The sequence below is a fragment of the Acidovorax sp. genome (genome assembly GCF_021287135.1).
In the GTDB taxonomy this organism is placed as follows: Bacteria; Pseudomonadota; Gammaproteobacteria; order Burkholderiales; family Burkholderiaceae_C; genus Acidovorax.
Genome location: NZ_JAJTBB010000009.1, coordinates 1 through 14,918, shown reverse-complemented (window position 1 = coordinate 14,918; position 14,918 = coordinate 1). Strand labels below are relative to the sequence as shown.

Sequence of the window (14,918 nt, the reverse complement as noted above, 5' to 3'; positions counted from 1 at the left end):
GGGGACGCCACCAGTGGCCTGGCGAAGTCCGTTCCACGGTGGCCCCAGACTTGCCTCGCGCCCGTTGCATACGCCGCGTGCGGTATCCCACATCAAGGAGTACTCCCATGAATCCTCTCGACATCGCCAGCCATGGCCCGGTCGTCCCTGTCATCGTCATCGACCGCGTTGAAGACGCCTTGCCCCTGGCCGAGGCGCTGCTGGCCGGCGGCGTGAAGGTGCTGGAGGTGACCCTGCGCACGCCGGCCGGCCTGCCTGCCATCGAAACCATTGCCCGCCACCTGCCCGAAGCCGTGGTGGGCGTGGGTACGGTGCTGAATGGCGACGATGCGCGCCGCGCCAGCGAAGCCGGGGCGCGCTTTGCCGTGAGCCCCGGCTACACGCCCGAGGTGGGCGCCGCCTGCAAGGCGCTCCACCTGCCTCTGCTGCCCGGCGTGGCCACGTCCAGCGAGGTGATGGCCGCGTTGGCCGATGGCTTCAGCTTTCTCAAGCTCTTCCCGGCCGAGGCGGCGGGCGGCATGCCGCTGCTCAAGGCCTGGGCCAGCCCGTTTGGTGCGGTCAGCTTCTGCCCCACGGGCGGCATCACCCAGGCCACCGCGCCCCACTATCTGGCGCTGCCCAATGTGCGCTGCGTGGGCGGCTCCTGGCTGACGCCGGCCGACGCGGTGCGCGCGGGCGACTGGGCGCGCATCACCGAACTGGCCCGCGCCACGCAGGCCTTGCGCACGGGCGGTTGACGGGACGGCCGAGCCGGGGTCTATCGCAAGATCAAGTGCAAAAAGAGGCCCCAGCGCCCGTGTGATCTGCGCAAGGCGCTATCAAAAAAGGAGTTCTGTTCCTGGCAAGACCCGTGGCGCACCGGGTCGCACCCGCCGGGCGCACGCAGCAAAACCTCTTGGGCTTTGCCATGCTGTCCCTCTATCATGGCGCGGGGCCCTTGGGGCTCCGTCACCCTGCAACGTTCAACGTTTCAAAGAGAGGGAGTTTGGTATGGATTTTGTGTCGGCTGTGAAAAGCTGCCTGGGGCAGTACGCCACCTTTTCGGGCCGTGCTGTGCGGTCGGAGTTCTGGTGGTTTTTTCTCTTCCAGATCATCGTGGTGGTCGTCGCCAGCTTTGTGGGGGATCTGGTAGCCAACCTGGCGTCGCTGGCCTTGCTGCTGCCGGCGCTGGCGGTGGGCGCGCGCCGGCTGCATGACATCGGCCGCTCGGGCTGGTGGCAGCTGCTGACCCTCACCGGGATCGGCTTTCTGGTGCTGATCTACTGGTGGGTGCAGCCCAGCGGCGAATAAGCGAAGCACCGGTTCGCAGCGCTGCAAAAAGGAAAATAAAAAACCCGCCGGCCGTGAGGCCTGCGGGTTTTTTTGTGGGGGACCTGCGCAGCCCGGGGACTGCGCAGAGGCCGGGCCGTCTTACATGCCCATGCCGCCCATGCCACCCATGCCGCCCATGTCGGGCATGCCGCCGCCGGCAGGAGCGTCGTCCTTCGGAGCCTCAGCCACCATGGCTTCGGTCGTCAGCAGCAGCGAAGCCACGGAAGCGGCGTTCTGCAGGGCCGTGCGGGTCACCTTGGTCGGGTCCAGGATACCCATTTCGATCATGTCGCCGTAGGTGTCGTTGGCGGCGTTGAAGCCGTAGTTGCCCTTGCCGTTCAGCACGGCGTTCACCACCACCGAGGGCTCGCCGCCGGCGTTGTAAACGATCTCGCGCAGAGGGGCTTCGATGGCCTTCAGGATCAGCTTCACGCCGGCGTCCTGGTCGGCGTTGTCGCCCTTGATGTCACCAGCAGCCTGGCGTGCACGCAGCAGGGCCACGCCACCGCCGGCCACGATGCCTTCTTCCACAGCAGCGCGGGTAGCGTGCAGGGCGTCTTCCACGCGGGCCTTCTTTTCCTTCATTTCGACTTCGGTCGCAGCGCCGACCTTGATCACTGCCACGCCGCCGGCCAGCTTGGCCACGCGCTCTTGCAGCTTTTCACGGTCGTAGTCGCTGGTCGCTTCTTCGATCTGGATGCGGATTTGCTTGACGCGGGCTTCGATGTCGGCAGCAGCGCCAGCACCGTCGATGATGATGGTGTTTTCCTTGCCCACTTCGATGCGCTTGGCTTGGCCCAGGTCGGCCAGCGTCACCTTCTCCAGCGACAGGCCCACTTCTTCAGCGATGACCTTGCCGCCCGTCAGGATGGCGATGTCTTCCAGCATGGCCTTGCGGCGGTCGCCGAAGCCAGGGGCCTTCACAGCCACGACCTTCAGGATGCCGCGGATGGTGTTGACCACCAGCGTAGCCAGGGCTTCGCCTTCGACTTCTTCGGCAATGATCAGCAGGGGACGGCCAGCCTTGGCGACTTGCTCCAGCGTGGGCAGCAGGTCGCGGATGTTGCTGATCTTCTTGTCGAACAGCAGCACGAAGGGGTTGTCCAGCAGGGCAGCCTGCTTTTCGGGGTTGTTGATGAAGTAGGGCGACAGGTAGCCGCGGTCGAATTGCATGCCTTCCACGACATCCAGCTCGTTTTGCAGGGACTTGCCGTCTTCCACGGTGATCACGCCTTCCTTGCCGACCTTGTCCATGGCGTCAGCAATGATCTTGCCGATGGATTCGTCGGAGTTGGCGGAGATCGAACCCACTTGGGCGATTTCCTTGGAGGTGGTGGTGGGCTTGGAAGCCTTCTTCAGCTCTTCGGTCAGGGCCAGCACGGCCTTGTCGATACCGCGCTTCAGGTCCATGGGGTTCAGGCCAGCGGCCACGTACTTGGAGCCTTCGCGCACGATGGCTTGGGCCAGCACGGTAGCGGTGGTGGTGCCGTCACCTGCGTTGTCGCTGGTCTTGGAAGCCACTTCCTTCACGAGCTGGGCGCCCATGTTCTGCAGCTTGTCCTTGAGTTCGATTTCCTTGGCCACGGACACACCGTCCTTGGTCACGGTGGGGGCGCCGAACGAGCGCTCCAGCACCACGTTGCGGCCCTTGGGGCCCAGGGTCACCTTGACCGCGTTGGCCAGGATGTTCACGCCTTCAACCATGCGTGCGCGGGCTTCGCCGCCGAAAACTACGTCTTTTGCTGCCATGTTTGGAGCTCCTGAAAGTTTGAGTCAAATGGGCCGCTAGCGCTGATCCAGCAAGCGCAAGCAGCTATGAAAATGGGAGTGCTTACTTCTCGACGACTGCGAACAGGTCGTCTTCCTTCATCACCAGCAGTTCGTCGCCATTGACCTTGACGGTCTGGCCCGAGTACTTGCCGAACAGAACGCGGTCGCCGACCTTCACGTTCAGGGCGAGCAGTTCGCCCTTGTCATTCTTCTTGCCGGGACCCACGGCTAGCACTTCACCTTGATCGGGCTTTTCAGCAGCGTTGTCAGGGATCACGATGCCCGAAGCGGTCGTGGTTTCGCTTTCGATACGCTTGACGATCACGCGATCGTGCAGAGGGCGAAGGTTCATTGCATTGCTCCTGTGTGAGAAAAAAGCCTGGAAAATGGGGCGCCCGGAAAGCCCAGGCACCATCAAAAAGCGACAGCAGGTGTCGTGTTGTTAGCACTCTACCGCAGCGAGTGCTAATGATACGGGCATTTGTGGCAGTTTCAAGACCATGCAGCGGGCGGCCGGCCAAACTGCGGCGCGACCTACAGCCCCATGAGGCCATGCCGCCACCCCGGCTGGCTTGCGCGCCGGGTGGCGGCACCCCTTCGGCGCTGGCAGCAGGGGCGCAACGAGGTGCGCGGTTGCCGCTGTTCCCTGTGCATCAAATCGTGCTGCAGCGCTTGCGCAGCAAGCGCTGGCTGCTATCGTTGCGAGAGCGCCCGGCGGCGCGCCGCCGCCAGACCCGCCGCCAGCAGCGAAAGCAGCGCCAGCGCCCAGGGGCCGAGCGCGGGGACGGCCTGCGGGGCCGGCAGCACGGGCAGGCCGGGGTCGGTGATCTGGTGGGGCACGGAGTCGCTGTCGCCCACGCCGCCATCGGCCAGGGTGAAGGTCACGCTCAGGCCGTCGGACGCAAACTGCGCGCCGGGCAGCGCATACCAGTGCGGCTGCGCGCAGGCAGCGCCGGCGCAGCCCAGCCCGTCGGGGCTGGGGCCGTATTTGTAATACATGGCTCCCTGCGGCACGGGTGTGGTGAAGTGCACGGTCACCAGCGCATCGCCATGGCCAGCGATACGCCCTAGCACCAGCCCCAGCGGCGCGTGCACCGCCCGCACATGGGGCGGCAAGGGTGTGGGCAAGGCGGAGGCAAAGGCGGCGCTGCGAATCTCCCAGCCGTTCGCGCTGTCCACCTCCACCGCCCCCAGATTGCCGTTGCCACCCGCGCCCTGCCACGGTGCGCTGCACTGCTGCGCCGCACCGCCATATTCACCGCTGCACTGCCACGTGTATTGGCCGCTGGCGGATAGCACGGCACCTGCCGTGCCTGTGGCGCACAGATTCGCGCTGGGCTTGAAGGCGACAGCGCCGTTGGCCGCCGAGCCGCAGGTGGCATCGAGCGGATCGCGGGTGAAAGTGGCGCTCACGCTGCGCGGGCCGGCCACATGGGTGAGCTGGCATGCACCCGTGCCCGCGCAATCGCCTGACCAGTTGGTGAAGTGATAGCCCGTGTCGGGCGTGGCGGTGCAGCTTGCATCCTGCCCATGGGACACGGGGTTGGGTGCGCAGGTGACCGTGCCGTGGGTGGTGGCGGGGGTGATGCTGATGGGATAGGTGTTCAGCGCGAAGGTGGCGCTCACGCTGCGCGGCGCGGCCACGTTGGTGAGCTGGCAGGAGCCCGTGCCCGTGCAATCGCCCGTCCAGCCGGTGAAGTGGTAGCCCGTATCGGGCGTGGCCGTGCAGCTTGCGTCCTGGCCGTGCGTGACGGGGTTGGGCGTGCAGGTGACTGTGCCGTTGGCGGGGGAGGGGGCGATGCTGATGGCGTAGGTGTTGAGCGTGAAGGTGGCACTCACGCTGCGCGGCGCGGTCACGTTGGTGAGCTGGCAGGTGCCCGTGCCCGAGCAATCGCCCGACCAGCCGGTCAAGTGGTAACCCGCATCGGGCATGGCGGTACAGCTGGCGCTTTGCCCATGGGGCACGGGGTTGGGGCTGCACGCCACGCTTCCGCCGGCGGCGGCGGGGGTGGCGACGGCATAAGTGTTCAGAGCGAAGGTGGCGCTCACGCTGCGCGGGCTGGCCACGTTGGTGAGCTGGCAGGTGCCCGTGCCCGCGCAATCGCCCGTCCATCCCGTGAAGTGGTAGCCCGCGTCGGGCGTGGCGGTGCAGCTTGCATCCTGCCCATGGGTGACGGGGTTGGGTGCGCAGGTGACCGTGCCGTTGGCGGCGGCGGGGGTGGCGATGGTGTGGGTGTTGGGCGTGAAGGTGGCCGAGACGCTGCGCGGCCCGGTCACGTTGGTGAACTGGCATGCACCCGTGCCCGTGCAATCGCCCGACCAACTGGTGAAGTGGTAGTTGGCATCAGGCGTGGCGGTGCAGCTTGCATCCTGGCCGTGGGTGACGGGGTTGGGCGTGCAGGTGATCGTGCCGTTGGCGGGCGCGGGGGCGATGCCGATGGAATAGGTGTTGAGCGCAAAGTTGCCAATCATGCTGCGCGGGCCGGTCACGTTGGAGAGCATGCACGCGCTGGCGGTGCCCGTGCAATCGCCCGACCAATGGGTGAAGTGGTAGCCCATGGCGGGCGAGGCGACGCAGATCGTGTCTTGCCCATGGGCCACGGGGTTGGGCGTGCAGTTCACGCTGCCGCCGGTGACGGCAGGGGTGGCGATGGCGTAGGTAATGGGCGCGAAGGTGGCCCCCACGCTGTGCGCGCTGGTCACGTTGGTGAACTGGCATGCACCCGTGCCCGCGCAATCGCCCGTCCAGCCCGTGAACTGAAAGCCCGTTTGCGGCGTGGCAGTGCAGCTGGCGCTCTGGCCGTGGGGCACGGGGTTGGGCGTGCACGACGTGCTTCCACCCGTGGTGGCTGTGGTGGTGATGGCGTAGGTGATGAGCGTCGTGCTGGCAGAGACGGTGGTCGGCCCGAGAACCACCGGCTGGCAAGCCCCCGTGCCGCTGCATGCGCCGCCCCAGCCGCTGAAGGGGCGGGCGACAGGGTCGTGCACCGAGGCCGTGCAGGTGGCGCTGGAGCCATGGGTCACGGGGTTCGGGGTGCACTGTGCGCTGGCGATGCCCGCATCCGTGTTGACTGTCACCATGTATTGGCGCGGCGCCTGGCAGGTGGCCGTGGTGCCACCGCTGATGCCCGCGCAATCCCAGCGGAAGGCATCGGCCGCGGCCGACTGGTGGGTGGCCGAACCGGCGCTGCACAAGGCGGCGGGCCAGGTGAGCGAGGGCGCAGTGCTGCCGCAGGCGCCGTTGGTGGGCGGCGGCGCGAAGGCGGCGCTGATGGTGCATGGCCCGGTAATGGCTGCGGTGGTGTAGGTATTGCCCGCAAGCGATCCGCCGCAGCCGCTGACCAGCACCGTGTAGCCCGGCGGCGTGGTGAGCGTGAAGCCGGCCTGCTGCCCCGCAGTCACCTCGCGCCCCGCCTCGATGCCGCCGCCGCCCGTGGCCTGGGTGGCGACGAAGTGGGCGCGGGGTGCGGAGCATTGCGGCGAGGGGTTGCCGCCGTAGCCGCCCTGGCACACCCAGGTGAAGCTGTAAGTCTCACCCATCACGCCGTTGGCCGTGCCTGCGCTGCACAGCAAGGTGGAGTCAGGCGGGAAGCGATAAGGCGTATTGCCGCTGGCACTGCCGCACACGCCATCGAGCTGCACGGAACTGGCCTCGACCGCCATGCCGATGGAGGTCTGCGGCTCGGCCACCCAGGCTGGGTTGTGGCTCGCGCCCGAATACCAGGTCAGCCCGTCGTTGGTGGCCGTGGTGATCTGGCGGCGGATCATGGTCTGGCCGATGCTGCGCACCACCACCCAGGCAAAGTCGCCCGCCGCCACGATGCGGTCGCCCGTGAACACGCGCACGCCTGGCGTGGCCGCGTCGGCGGTGAAGGGCGCGCAGGCCGCCATGTTCCCGAACGGCGTGGCGGCGCTGGCGTCAGTTGCGCACACTTGCAGCTCGAACTGGTCGATCTGGGTGAGATTCATCTTCACCTGCGTGATGCGCTGCGACTGGCTGCCAATCGGGATGCGGTTGGCCACCCACAGGTTGGTGTGGTAGCTGGAGTTGTACTGGATGAGCCACGGGTCAGTGGCAGCTGCCAGGTTGTCGAACACCGTGACTGCGCCAGCAGACACGGAAGCCGCCGCCGTCAGCAGCAGCGTGGCAATCCGAAAGGCAAGGGTTTTCATGGCGATGGAATGGGTGGGCGGAACTGCGTTCCACCCAGCTGCGATCAGCCATGAAAAATGCTTCCAGCGCTTGTGTATCAAGCGCTGGAAGCTATCTTTATGGAAGCATGCGGCACGGGTGGGTGCGCACTGCCGGCGATCTTGCGGGCGCGCAGCCCTGGCGGCTTGACTGTGCGTTCGTGCAGCGCTTGACTGGACGTTTCAGACGTACAGGCTGAGCAGCCCGTCGGCGTGCTCGGCCGGCGCGGGTGGGGGGGGCGTGGGCGGCGCCATGCGGCGTCGCCGGCTGAGCGCTACTGGCACGCGCTCTGGCATCAGGCCGCGCCACCCAGCATCAGATCCAGGTTCTGCACCGCCGCCCCCGAGGCGCCCTTGCCCAGGTTGTCAAACACGGCGCTCAGCAGCACCTGGCCGTGCCGGGCGTTGCTGAACACGCCCAGCCGCAGTTGGTTGGTGCCGTTCAGGGCCTGTGGGTCCAGGTGCTCGGCTGCTGCCGTGGTGGCGGGGGGCATCACCTCGACAAAGGCGGCGTCGGCATAGTGCTGCTGCAGGCAGGCGTGCAGGTGCTCGCCTTGCGTGCCGGGCGGGAGCTGCCGCAGGTGCAGCCCGATGGTCAGCACGATGCCCTGGCGGAAGGCACCGTACGAGGGCAGAAAGAACGGCCGCTGCGACAGCCCGGCGTGCTGTGCGATCTCGGGCGTGTGTTTGTGCTCCAGCTGCAGCCCATAGACCTGGAAGGCGGGCGCATGGGCTGCCTCGGGGCCTTCGTGGGCTTGCACGCGGGCACGCCCACCGCCGGAGTATCCCGACACCGCATGGATGTTGAGCGCGTGGTCGGCAGGCAGCAAGCCGGCCTGTACCAGGGGCCGCAGCAGGGCGATGGCGCCGGTGGGGTAGCAGCCGGGGTTGCTGACGCGGTGCGCGTTGGCGATGCGCGCGGCCTGCGCCGCATCCATTTCCGGAAAGCCATAGACCCATTGCGCGTCCGTGCGGTGGGCCGAGCTGGCGTCGATCACGCGCACGGCGGGGTTGCGGAGGGCGGCCACGGCGTCGCGGGCTGCGGCGTCGGGCAGGCACAGGATGGCGATGTTGCAGCTGTTGATGGCTTCGGCGCGGCGCGCGGGGTTCTTGCGGTCGGCCTCGGGCAGTGTCAGCAGCTGCAGGTCGGTGCGGCCGTGCAGGCGCTGGTGGATTTGCAGGCCGGTGGTGCCTTGGTCGCCGTCAATGAAAACGAGGGGCTGGGTGGTCATGGTGCGGATTCCTGGCGTGGGGGGATGTGGAATCTTCGGCGCCGGCCTAAACTTTGAAAAGTTGAATTTCACAAACATCAAGATCAGCCCTGCTGAACGTCATGCGCGAACTCAATCTCGACCGGCTGCGCACCCTGGTCACCGTCGCCGACCTCGGGTCTTTTGCCGAAGCTGCCCGCACGCTGCACCTGGCGCCGCCCACGGTCAGCCTGCACATTGCGGACCTGGAGGCGTCGATCGGTGCGCCGTTGCTGGTGCGCAAGCGGGGCGAGGTGCGGCCGTCCGGCGCGGGGGAGGTGCTGGTGGAGCGGGCCCGGCGCCTGCTGGCCGATGCCGACGAGGCCATGGACCTGGTGCGGCGCCAGGTACAGGGGCTGGAGGGGCGGGTGCGGCTGGGCGCGTCCACCGGCGCCATCGCGCACCTGCTGCCCCAGGCGCTGGAGGTGCTGGGCCAGCACCACCCCGGCATCGATGTGCAGGTGGTGGTGCTCACGTCGCAGGAGACCGTGTCGCGGCTGGCCCAGGGGACGCTGGACGTGGGCCTGGTGGCCTTGCCCATGGCCTCGGTGCGCGGGGTGGCGGTGATGCCCTGGCGGCGCGACCCGGTGATGGCGTTTGTCCCCTCGGCCTGGGCCGCGCCCCGCAGGGTCACGCCCCAGTGGCTGGCGGGGCAGCCGTTGATCCTGAATGACGACGGCACCAGCCTGTCGCGCCTGACGAGCGAATGGCTGGCCCTGGGGGGCGAGCAGCCCAAGGCGCGCATCCAGCTCAACTACAACGATGCCATCAAGAGCCTGGTGGCGGCCGGCTATGGGGCCACGCTGCTGCCGCACGAGGCCTCCACCGCCACGCCGCTGGACCCGCGCATCCGCATGCTGCCGGTGCAACCCCGGCTGTGGCGGCCCTTGGGCATCGCCCACCGCGCGGGCCCGGTGGAGCGCGCCACCCAGCATGTGCTGGATGTGCTGTGGCAACAAAAGCAGGTGTGACGCGACCCGCGCCTCAGTAGCTGCGCCCGCCCTTGTACATGGCGTGCTGGCGCCGGTTCAGCGTGGCCACCTCGCTCACGCGGCCCATGGCCGCGCCGGCGTGCGCGTGGGTGATGGCCAGGCCCAGGCCGTCGGCGGCGTCCGTGCCGGGCAGGCCCGGCAGGCGCAGCAGGCGGCGCACCATTTCCTGCACCTGGCTTTTGGCCGCGCGCCCGTGGCCGACCACGGCCTTCTTCATCTGGAGCGCGGTGTATTCGGCCACGGGCAGGTTGCTGGCCACCAGGGCCGTGATGGCGGCGCCCCGCGCCTGGCCCAGCAGCAGCGTGGACTGGGGGTTCACGTTGACGAACACGATTTCCACCGACGCCACATCCGGCTGGTAGCGCGCCGCCACCTCGGTAATGCCGTCAAACAGGATCTTGAGCCGGCCCGGCAGGTCGCCGAGTGCGAGGCTGGTGGTGCGGATGGTGCCGCTGGCCACGTAACTGAGCTGGTGGCCCTCCACATCCACCACGCCGAAGCCGGTGGTCTGCAGGCCGGGGTCGATCCCTAGAATGCGCATTTGCTATTTATTTGATAGCTGCTTGCGCTTGATGGTAGAGCGCTAGCGGCCAATTTTGTTCAAAGTCCAAAGTACCAGCGTGCCGAGTGGAAGAACACGGGGGCGGCAAAGCACAGCGCGTCCACGCGGTCCAGCAGCCCGCCCGCGCCGGTGACCGACAGGCCCTGCATGCCCCAGCTGGTGATGCCGCGGTCGCGCTTGAGCGCCTTCATTACCAGGTGTCCGAGGCTGCCCGCCAGACAGGCCAGCAGCGCCATGCCCAGGGCCTGGCCGGGCTTGAACGGGGTGATGAAGGTGAGCAGCGCGCCCACCAGGCCCCCCACGCCCACGCCCGCCAGCCAGCTCAGCCACTGGAAGCTCTGGCTGACCTGCGGGGCCACGGGCTTGTGCGGGAATCGCCGGCCCAGCAGGTGCTGCACCACCATGCAGGTCTGCACCACGAACACCAGGAAGAACACCAGGAACGCCCCCTTGTCCCGGTACCCCGGGAAGTCCAGCAGCAGCAAGGCGGGCACATGGCTCATGCCGTAGACGCAGACCATGATGCCCCACTGCAGCTTGGCGTTGCGCTCCAGGAAACGCTCGGGGTCGTTGGCCAGGGCGCTCACCACCGGGATGGCCAGAAACACGTACACCGGGATGAACACGGTGAACAGGTCGAACATCCTGCTGCCCACGATCCAGAACTGCAGGGGCAGCACCACGAAGAACGCGAGCACCAGGCTGCGGTGGTCCCCGCGGCGCGTGGGCGAGAGGGTGATGAATTCGCGCAGTGCAAAAAACGCGACGATGGCAAACAGCACCGTGGCCACGGTCTCGCCCAGCACCCAGCCCACCCAGAAGACGGTGGCCATCACCCACGAGGTCTTGAGCAGGCCCCAGAAGCGCTTGGCTTCCAGTGCGCGGGCTTCAGCGCCGGGTTCCTGGCTGGCGGGCTCGCGCAGGGTGCGCGCAAAGGCCCAGACGGTCACCGCCGACAGGAGGCCGAACACCGCCAGGAAGAGGGCGCCGATCTGCTGCGTGGCCGTGAGGTTGCGAAGAAAGTCGTTCATGCGGGGCCTACCTGCTGCTCACACGTCGCGCAACGCGATCACCGCCCGGCGCGCGCGGTCGAGGAAGGGGCGGCGCTCTTCGCCCGGCTCCAGCCGCACAGGGGCGCCAAAGGTCACCGAGCACAGGATGGGCACCGGCACCACTTCGCCCTTGGGCATCACGCGCTGCACGTTGTTGATCCACGCCGGCACTAGCACCACCTGCGGAAACATCTGCGCCAGCTTGAACAGGCCGGACTTGAACGGCTGCGGCTCGCCGCCATGGCCGCGGGTGCCTTCGGGGAAGATCACGATGGAGTCGCCGCTTTCCAGCGCGCGCACCAGCGGCACCAGGGGATCGGTTTCGGGCAGGGCGGCGCGCAGCGCCTCGGGGCTGGGCGGGGGCGGCGGCGTGTCGGGGGACGGATCGGGACCCCCCGCCGTGGCGGTGCCGGGCTCGGCGGAGGTGGCCGCCAGCGTGTCCGCCACGTCGGCGGCCGGCGCCGGAGCCCGTGCGGGCGTGGCCTGCCGGTCCACATAGACGGCGTTGAACACGGCGGTGGTGATCCACTGCCGAAACGGCGTCTTGGTCCAGTAATCCTTGGCCGCGATGGGCCGCGTGATGGAGCGCAATTCCTCGGGCAGCGCGGCCCAGATCAGCACCATGTCCGCGTGGCTCTGGTGGTTGGCGAAGTAGATGCGCTGCTCGGCCTTGGGCGGGCAGCCATACCAGCGCGCCTGGGAGCCCGTGAGGAACCGCACGATTCCCAGCAGGAGAAGACTCATCAACTTGGCAAGCATGGCGGGGATGATACGGACATGGCAGGCGGCGCCTGGCACGGCTTTGCCGGCAACCCGCCCGCGCCAGGCCTTGGCCCGACCTCCCGCGCCTGCGTCTTCCCCGGTTGAAGAAGCCCTCTTGCCGAGGCGCGCGCGCCCGGCGCATCACGCACGCACGGCTATTTGCACACGAAGCTGTCCGCGCTTTCCATGTCTTGCGCGCCGGGAATCAGGCTGGCCTGCTGGGGGTAGGCGCACAGCGGGCGGGTGCGCTTGGCGGGCCAGTTGCGCTGGCGCACGTCGGGGTCCGCGGGGTTCACGCCGGCGACGATCTTGTCGGGCGCCTGGCCTTGCTCCACCCAGCGTTCCAGCGCGGCCAGCGTGTCGAAGCGGTCCGTGGCGGGCCCGCCGCTGCAATGGTTCATGCCGGGTACCAGGAAGAGGCGGGCATACGCGCCGGCATTCGCATCGCTGCTGGCCAGCGCCTGGTACCACTCGATGGACCGGTGGGCCGAGAACACGGGGTCGGCGGTGCCGTGGTACACGATGAGCTTGCCGCCGCGGCCCTTGAGGGCGGAGAGCTTGGGGTCGGGCGGGTTCATGAACTCCAGCGCGCTTTCCTTGTAGACGCTGGAGCGGCCGAAGATCTTGGGGGCGTCCGTGTCCATGCTGAACTGCAACTGGTAGCCCACCCCGGCGTCCGCAAGCGGCGGGGCATCCGGCGGCGTGGTGAACACATAGCCCACGGCTCCCGCACCGATCAGCGTGTTGAAGGGCAGCGGTGCCACCGGCGCGGCCTCCAGCTTCCAGAAGCGCCAGTTCCCGCCTGAGACGCCCGGGTCCCACGGGAAGCTGGTGTACAGGGGCTGGCCCGCGCTGTTCTTGACGCCGTCAAACACCTTTTGCAGGGCGCTCTTCTGCACCGGGGGCAGGCAGCCGGACGTTGCGCCGCCCGTGCACGCAGGCACATCGCGCGCGAAGTCAAACGCCGCCTGGCAGGCGGTGCGGTTGTGCACGATGCCGTCCTCTGCGCCGTCCAGGGCATCGCATCGGGCCAGGATGCGGCTGGCGACGAAGTCCATGGACGCCTGCGGGAACGCGTCCTTGGGCAGTTGGCCTGGTCCGGCTGCCTGCATGAACTGCTGCGTGTCCCACACCTGCTGCAACGCCGCCTTGGGCAGGTCGTAGCCCGGGTCGCCCGCCACCAGTCCGTCGAACTGGTCGGCAAACCGCGACGCTGCCACCATCGCCCCGCGGCCGCCGTTGGAGCAGCCCAGAAAGTAAGAGCGCTCCGGCGCCCGGCCATACGCCAGTTTCACGATTTGCTTGGCGGCCGGGGTGACGCTGCCCACGGCGTTGTAGCCGTAGTCGGTGCGGGCCTGCGGGTCCAGCCCGAAGGTGGCATCGGCCTGGCCCGTGGCGTGCCCGCCATCGCTGCTCACCACGGCATAGCCCCGGCGCAGCGCATTGCTGTCGGTGTTCCAGAGCTTGCCCAGGGCCGGCGCCAGCACGCCGTCGGTGCCTTCGCCGCCCTGGTACAGGAATTTGCCGTTCCAGGCCTTGGGCAGGCGCACCTCATAGCCGATGGCGTAAGGCTTGCCGTCCATTCCGGTGCGCTCGTTGAGCGTGCCGGTGACCTTGCAGTGGGCCGGGTAGCTTTCGGTGGCGGCGCCGTCCGTTTTCTCGGGCACCGTGGTGGAACTGCTCACCCTGATGCCGGGCAGGTGCAGGGATTCCGTGGTGATCGATTCGCAGGCCACGGGCGCGTTGCCGCCGCCGCTGCCGCCGCACGCCGACAGCAAAGCGGCCGCGGCCACGGTGATGGACGTTCGGCGGATGCCGATGCGATGAAGGGGGGTGTTGGTCATCCGTTGTCTCCTCCCCGGTCTACTTGCCGAGGCGAAAACAACTTTAGGGAGGCGGTGCGGGAGCGTCTTGGCGCTTCACGCCATCCTTGCGCAATCAGGACATGGAGGACGGGGCAACGGTGTGGCGCTGGCTGCGAAACGCGGTCGGAGAGCGGCCGGTGAACCTTCGGAAAGTCCGCGAAAGCTGGCTCTGGTCCGAAAACCCCACTTGCTGCGCGACCGCTGCCAACGGAACGCCTTGCGACACCAGCACCCGTGCGCGCTCCACCCGCTGGCGCAGGATGTACTGGTGCGGCGGCATTCCGGTGGTGGCGCTGAACGCCCGGCTGAAGTGCCGCACGCTGACGCCGGCCTCTTGGGCCAGTTCGGCCAACGTCAGCGGCGTGTCCAGGCGGGCTTCAATGCATTCCAGCACGCGCCGCCGTGCCGCCGGGGGCAGGCCACCGGCGGCCACGGCCGGGGCGCCTTCCCGCGGGCGCACATGCGAGAGCAATGCGGCCACGAGCAAATCCCCGGCCACGGCACCGGCGGGGCTGTTCTCCAGGATGTCCATGCGCATCGCATCCATGAGCGCTTCCGCGGAGGGGCCCAGCAGAAGCGGTGCGCCTTGCCGCAGGGTGCGCCAGGGCTTCTCCAGCAGCGTTTCGACATGGCCCGGCTGGACAAAGAGAAACTGCCGCGCGCCCCCGCCCGACCATTCAAACCGCTGCTCGTCGCCGGGCGCCCACAGCCTCAACCCGGGCAGTTCGGTGCTCCAGGCGTGGTGCGGCGCGCCGGCCTTGCGAAACCGGAAAGGCACCAAGGTCCGCTGAAAACAGAACCGCTGGTGCCCATGGTCCACCACGCCGTGTTCCGCCGCGACCAGATCGGTAAAAAACGCGCCCTGCCACGGCGCGGCGCTGCTGTCCGCGATGAACCGCGGCATCTCCGAGACGTTGAACAGCCCGATAGGGCCCTGGATCCGGTCCATACCGAAGGGGTTGAGCAGAGGGCGGCCCATTATTGAGGGGGACAGCCCTTCGGCCCGCTGGCGCTTTCCCTAAGGACCCTCTGCACAAATCACCGCGCCGTGTGCATCTGCGGTCTCGGGCAGTCTGCTGCGTTGCAAATCCTCGCAATAGCTGCGGCTATTGCTGCGTTTTGCGCCTTGCAGCCCCTCCCGATCCGCAGCGCACACTTGCCGC

Annotated in this window: 12 protein-coding genes; 3 read left to right on the top strand and 9 right to left on the bottom strand. The window is 68.1% G+C overall.

Annotation, left to right across the window (positions count from 1 at the left end; all coding sequences use genetic code 11):
- Positions 1-107 precede the first annotated feature (107 nt).
- Positions 108-737 (top strand): bifunctional 4-hydroxy-2-oxoglutarate aldolase/2-dehydro-3-deoxy-phosphogluconate aldolase, encoded by a 630-nt coding sequence (gene eda, locus LWW96_RS01845; RefSeq protein WP_291483966.1) that lies wholly within the window; start codon positions 108-110, stop codon positions 735-737.
- Between the two features lie 253 nt (positions 738-990).
- Positions 991-1,290, top strand: a complete 300-nt coding sequence (locus tag LWW96_RS01840; protein WP_291483965.1) for a DUF805 domain-containing protein — start codon at positions 991-993, stop codon at positions 1,288-1,290.
- 120 nt (positions 1,291-1,410) lie between these two features.
- Here the strand turns inward: LWW96_RS01840 and groL are convergent, their stop codons facing one another.
- The 4 genes from groL to argC all read right to left on the bottom strand — a co-directional run bounded on the left by groL (position 1,411) and on the right by argC (position 8,504).
- Positions 1,411-3,060, bottom strand: a complete 1,650-nt coding sequence (groL, locus tag LWW96_RS01835) for a chaperonin GroEL (RefSeq protein WP_291483964.1) — start codon at positions 3,058-3,060, stop codon at positions 1,411-1,413.
- An 82-nt stretch (positions 3,061-3,142) separates the two neighbouring features.
- Positions 3,143-3,433: a co-chaperone GroES gene (locus LWW96_RS01830; protein WP_142148309.1), complete on the bottom strand. Its 291-nt coding sequence runs from the start codon at positions 3,431-3,433 to the stop codon at positions 3,143-3,145.
- 341 nt (positions 3,434-3,774) lie between these two features.
- On the bottom strand, positions 3,775-7,254 hold the full coding sequence (locus LWW96_RS01825) for an IPTL-CTERM sorting domain-containing protein (RefSeq protein ID WP_291483963.1): 3,480 nt from the start codon (positions 7,252-7,254) through the stop codon (positions 3,775-3,777).
- Between the two features lie 314 nt (positions 7,255-7,568).
- The gene (gene argC / locus LWW96_RS01820) at positions 7,569-8,504 is read right to left on the bottom strand and encodes an N-acetyl-gamma-glutamyl-phosphate reductase (RefSeq protein ID WP_291483962.1); all 936 of its coding nucleotides are present in this window, start codon (positions 8,502-8,504) and stop codon (positions 7,569-7,571) included.
- A gap of 101 nt (positions 8,505-8,605) precedes the next feature.
- Between argC and LWW96_RS01815 the strand changes: the two genes are divergently transcribed.
- Positions 8,606-9,493 (top strand): LysR family transcriptional regulator, encoded by an 888-nt coding sequence (locus LWW96_RS01815; protein ID WP_291483961.1) that lies wholly within the window; start codon positions 8,606-8,608, stop codon positions 9,491-9,493.
- Between the two features lie 13 nt (positions 9,494-9,506).
- On the opposite strand, the gene ruvC is transcribed toward LWW96_RS01815, so the two are convergent.
- The 5 genes from ruvC to LWW96_RS01790 all read right to left on the bottom strand — a co-directional run bounded on the left by ruvC (position 9,507) and on the right by LWW96_RS01790 (position 14,704).
- On the bottom strand, positions 9,507-10,055 hold the full coding sequence (gene ruvC / locus LWW96_RS01810; protein WP_291483960.1) for a crossover junction endodeoxyribonuclease RuvC: 549 nt from the start codon (positions 10,053-10,055) through the stop codon (positions 9,507-9,509).
- A gap of 59 nt (positions 10,056-10,114) precedes the next feature.
- Positions 10,115-11,107, bottom strand: a complete 993-nt coding sequence (locus tag LWW96_RS01805; RefSeq protein ID WP_291483959.1) for a phosphatidate cytidylyltransferase — start codon at positions 11,105-11,107, stop codon at positions 10,115-10,117.
- A gap of 18 nt (positions 11,108-11,125) precedes the next feature.
- Positions 11,126-11,887, bottom strand: coding sequence for a lysophospholipid acyltransferase family protein (locus tag LWW96_RS01800; RefSeq protein ID WP_291483958.1), 762 nt, complete (start codon positions 11,885-11,887; stop codon positions 11,126-11,128).
- Between the two features lie 158 nt (positions 11,888-12,045).
- Positions 12,046-13,734 carry a tannase/feruloyl esterase family alpha/beta hydrolase gene (locus LWW96_RS01795; RefSeq protein WP_291483957.1) on the bottom strand — a complete coding sequence of 563 codons (1,689 nt, stop codon included), beginning with the start codon at positions 13,732-13,734 and terminating at the stop codon, positions 12,046-12,048.
- Positions 13,735-13,828: 94 nt separating this feature from the next.
- Complete coding sequence (locus tag LWW96_RS01790) at positions 13,829-14,704, bottom strand: AraC family transcriptional regulator (RefSeq protein WP_291483956.1); 876 nt, start codon at positions 14,702-14,704, stop codon at positions 13,829-13,831.
- Positions 14,705-14,918: the final 214 nt, after the last annotated feature.

Excerpts from the sequence above, each read along its gene's own strand:
- LWW96_RS01800 (WP_291483958.1), bottom strand. The coding sequence starts at position 11,887 with ATGCTTGCCAAGTTGATGAGTCTTCTCCTGCTGGGAATCGTGCGGTTC.
- LWW96_RS01815 (WP_291483961.1), top strand. The coding sequence starts at position 8,606 with ATGCGCGAACTCAATCTCGACCGGCTGCGCACCCTGGTCACCGTCGCC.
- eda (WP_291483966.1), top strand. The coding sequence starts at position 108 with ATGAATCCTCTCGACATCGCCAGCCATGGCCCGGTCGTCCCTGTCATC.
- LWW96_RS01830 (WP_142148309.1), bottom strand. The coding sequence starts at position 3,433 with ATGAACCTTCGCCCTCTGCACGATCGCGTGATCGTCAAGCGTATCGAA.
- argC (WP_291483962.1), bottom strand. The coding sequence starts at position 8,504 with ATGACCACCCAGCCCCTCGTTTTCATTGACGGCGACCAAGGCACCACC.
- LWW96_RS01795 (WP_291483957.1), bottom strand. The coding sequence starts at position 13,734 with ATGACCAACACCCCCCTTCATCGCATCGGCATCCGCCGAACGTCCATC.
- groL (WP_291483964.1), bottom strand. The coding sequence starts at position 3,060 with ATGGCAGCAAAAGACGTAGTTTTCGGCGGCGAAGCCCGCGCACGCATG.
- LWW96_RS01790 (WP_291483956.1), bottom strand. The coding sequence starts at position 14,704 with ATGGACCGGATCCAGGGCCCTATCGGGCTGTTCAACGTCTCGGAGATG.
- LWW96_RS01840 (WP_291483965.1), top strand. The coding sequence starts at position 991 with ATGGATTTTGTGTCGGCTGTGAAAAGCTGCCTGGGGCAGTACGCCACC.
- LWW96_RS01805 (WP_291483959.1), bottom strand. The coding sequence starts at position 11,107 with ATGAACGACTTTCTTCGCAACCTCACGGCCACGCAGCAGATCGGCGCC.
- ruvC (WP_291483960.1), bottom strand. The coding sequence starts at position 10,055 with ATGCGCATTCTAGGGATCGACCCCGGCCTGCAGACCACCGGCTTCGGC.
- LWW96_RS01825 (WP_291483963.1), bottom strand. The coding sequence starts at position 7,254 with ATGAAAACCCTTGCCTTTCGGATTGCCACGCTGCTGCTGACGGCGGCG.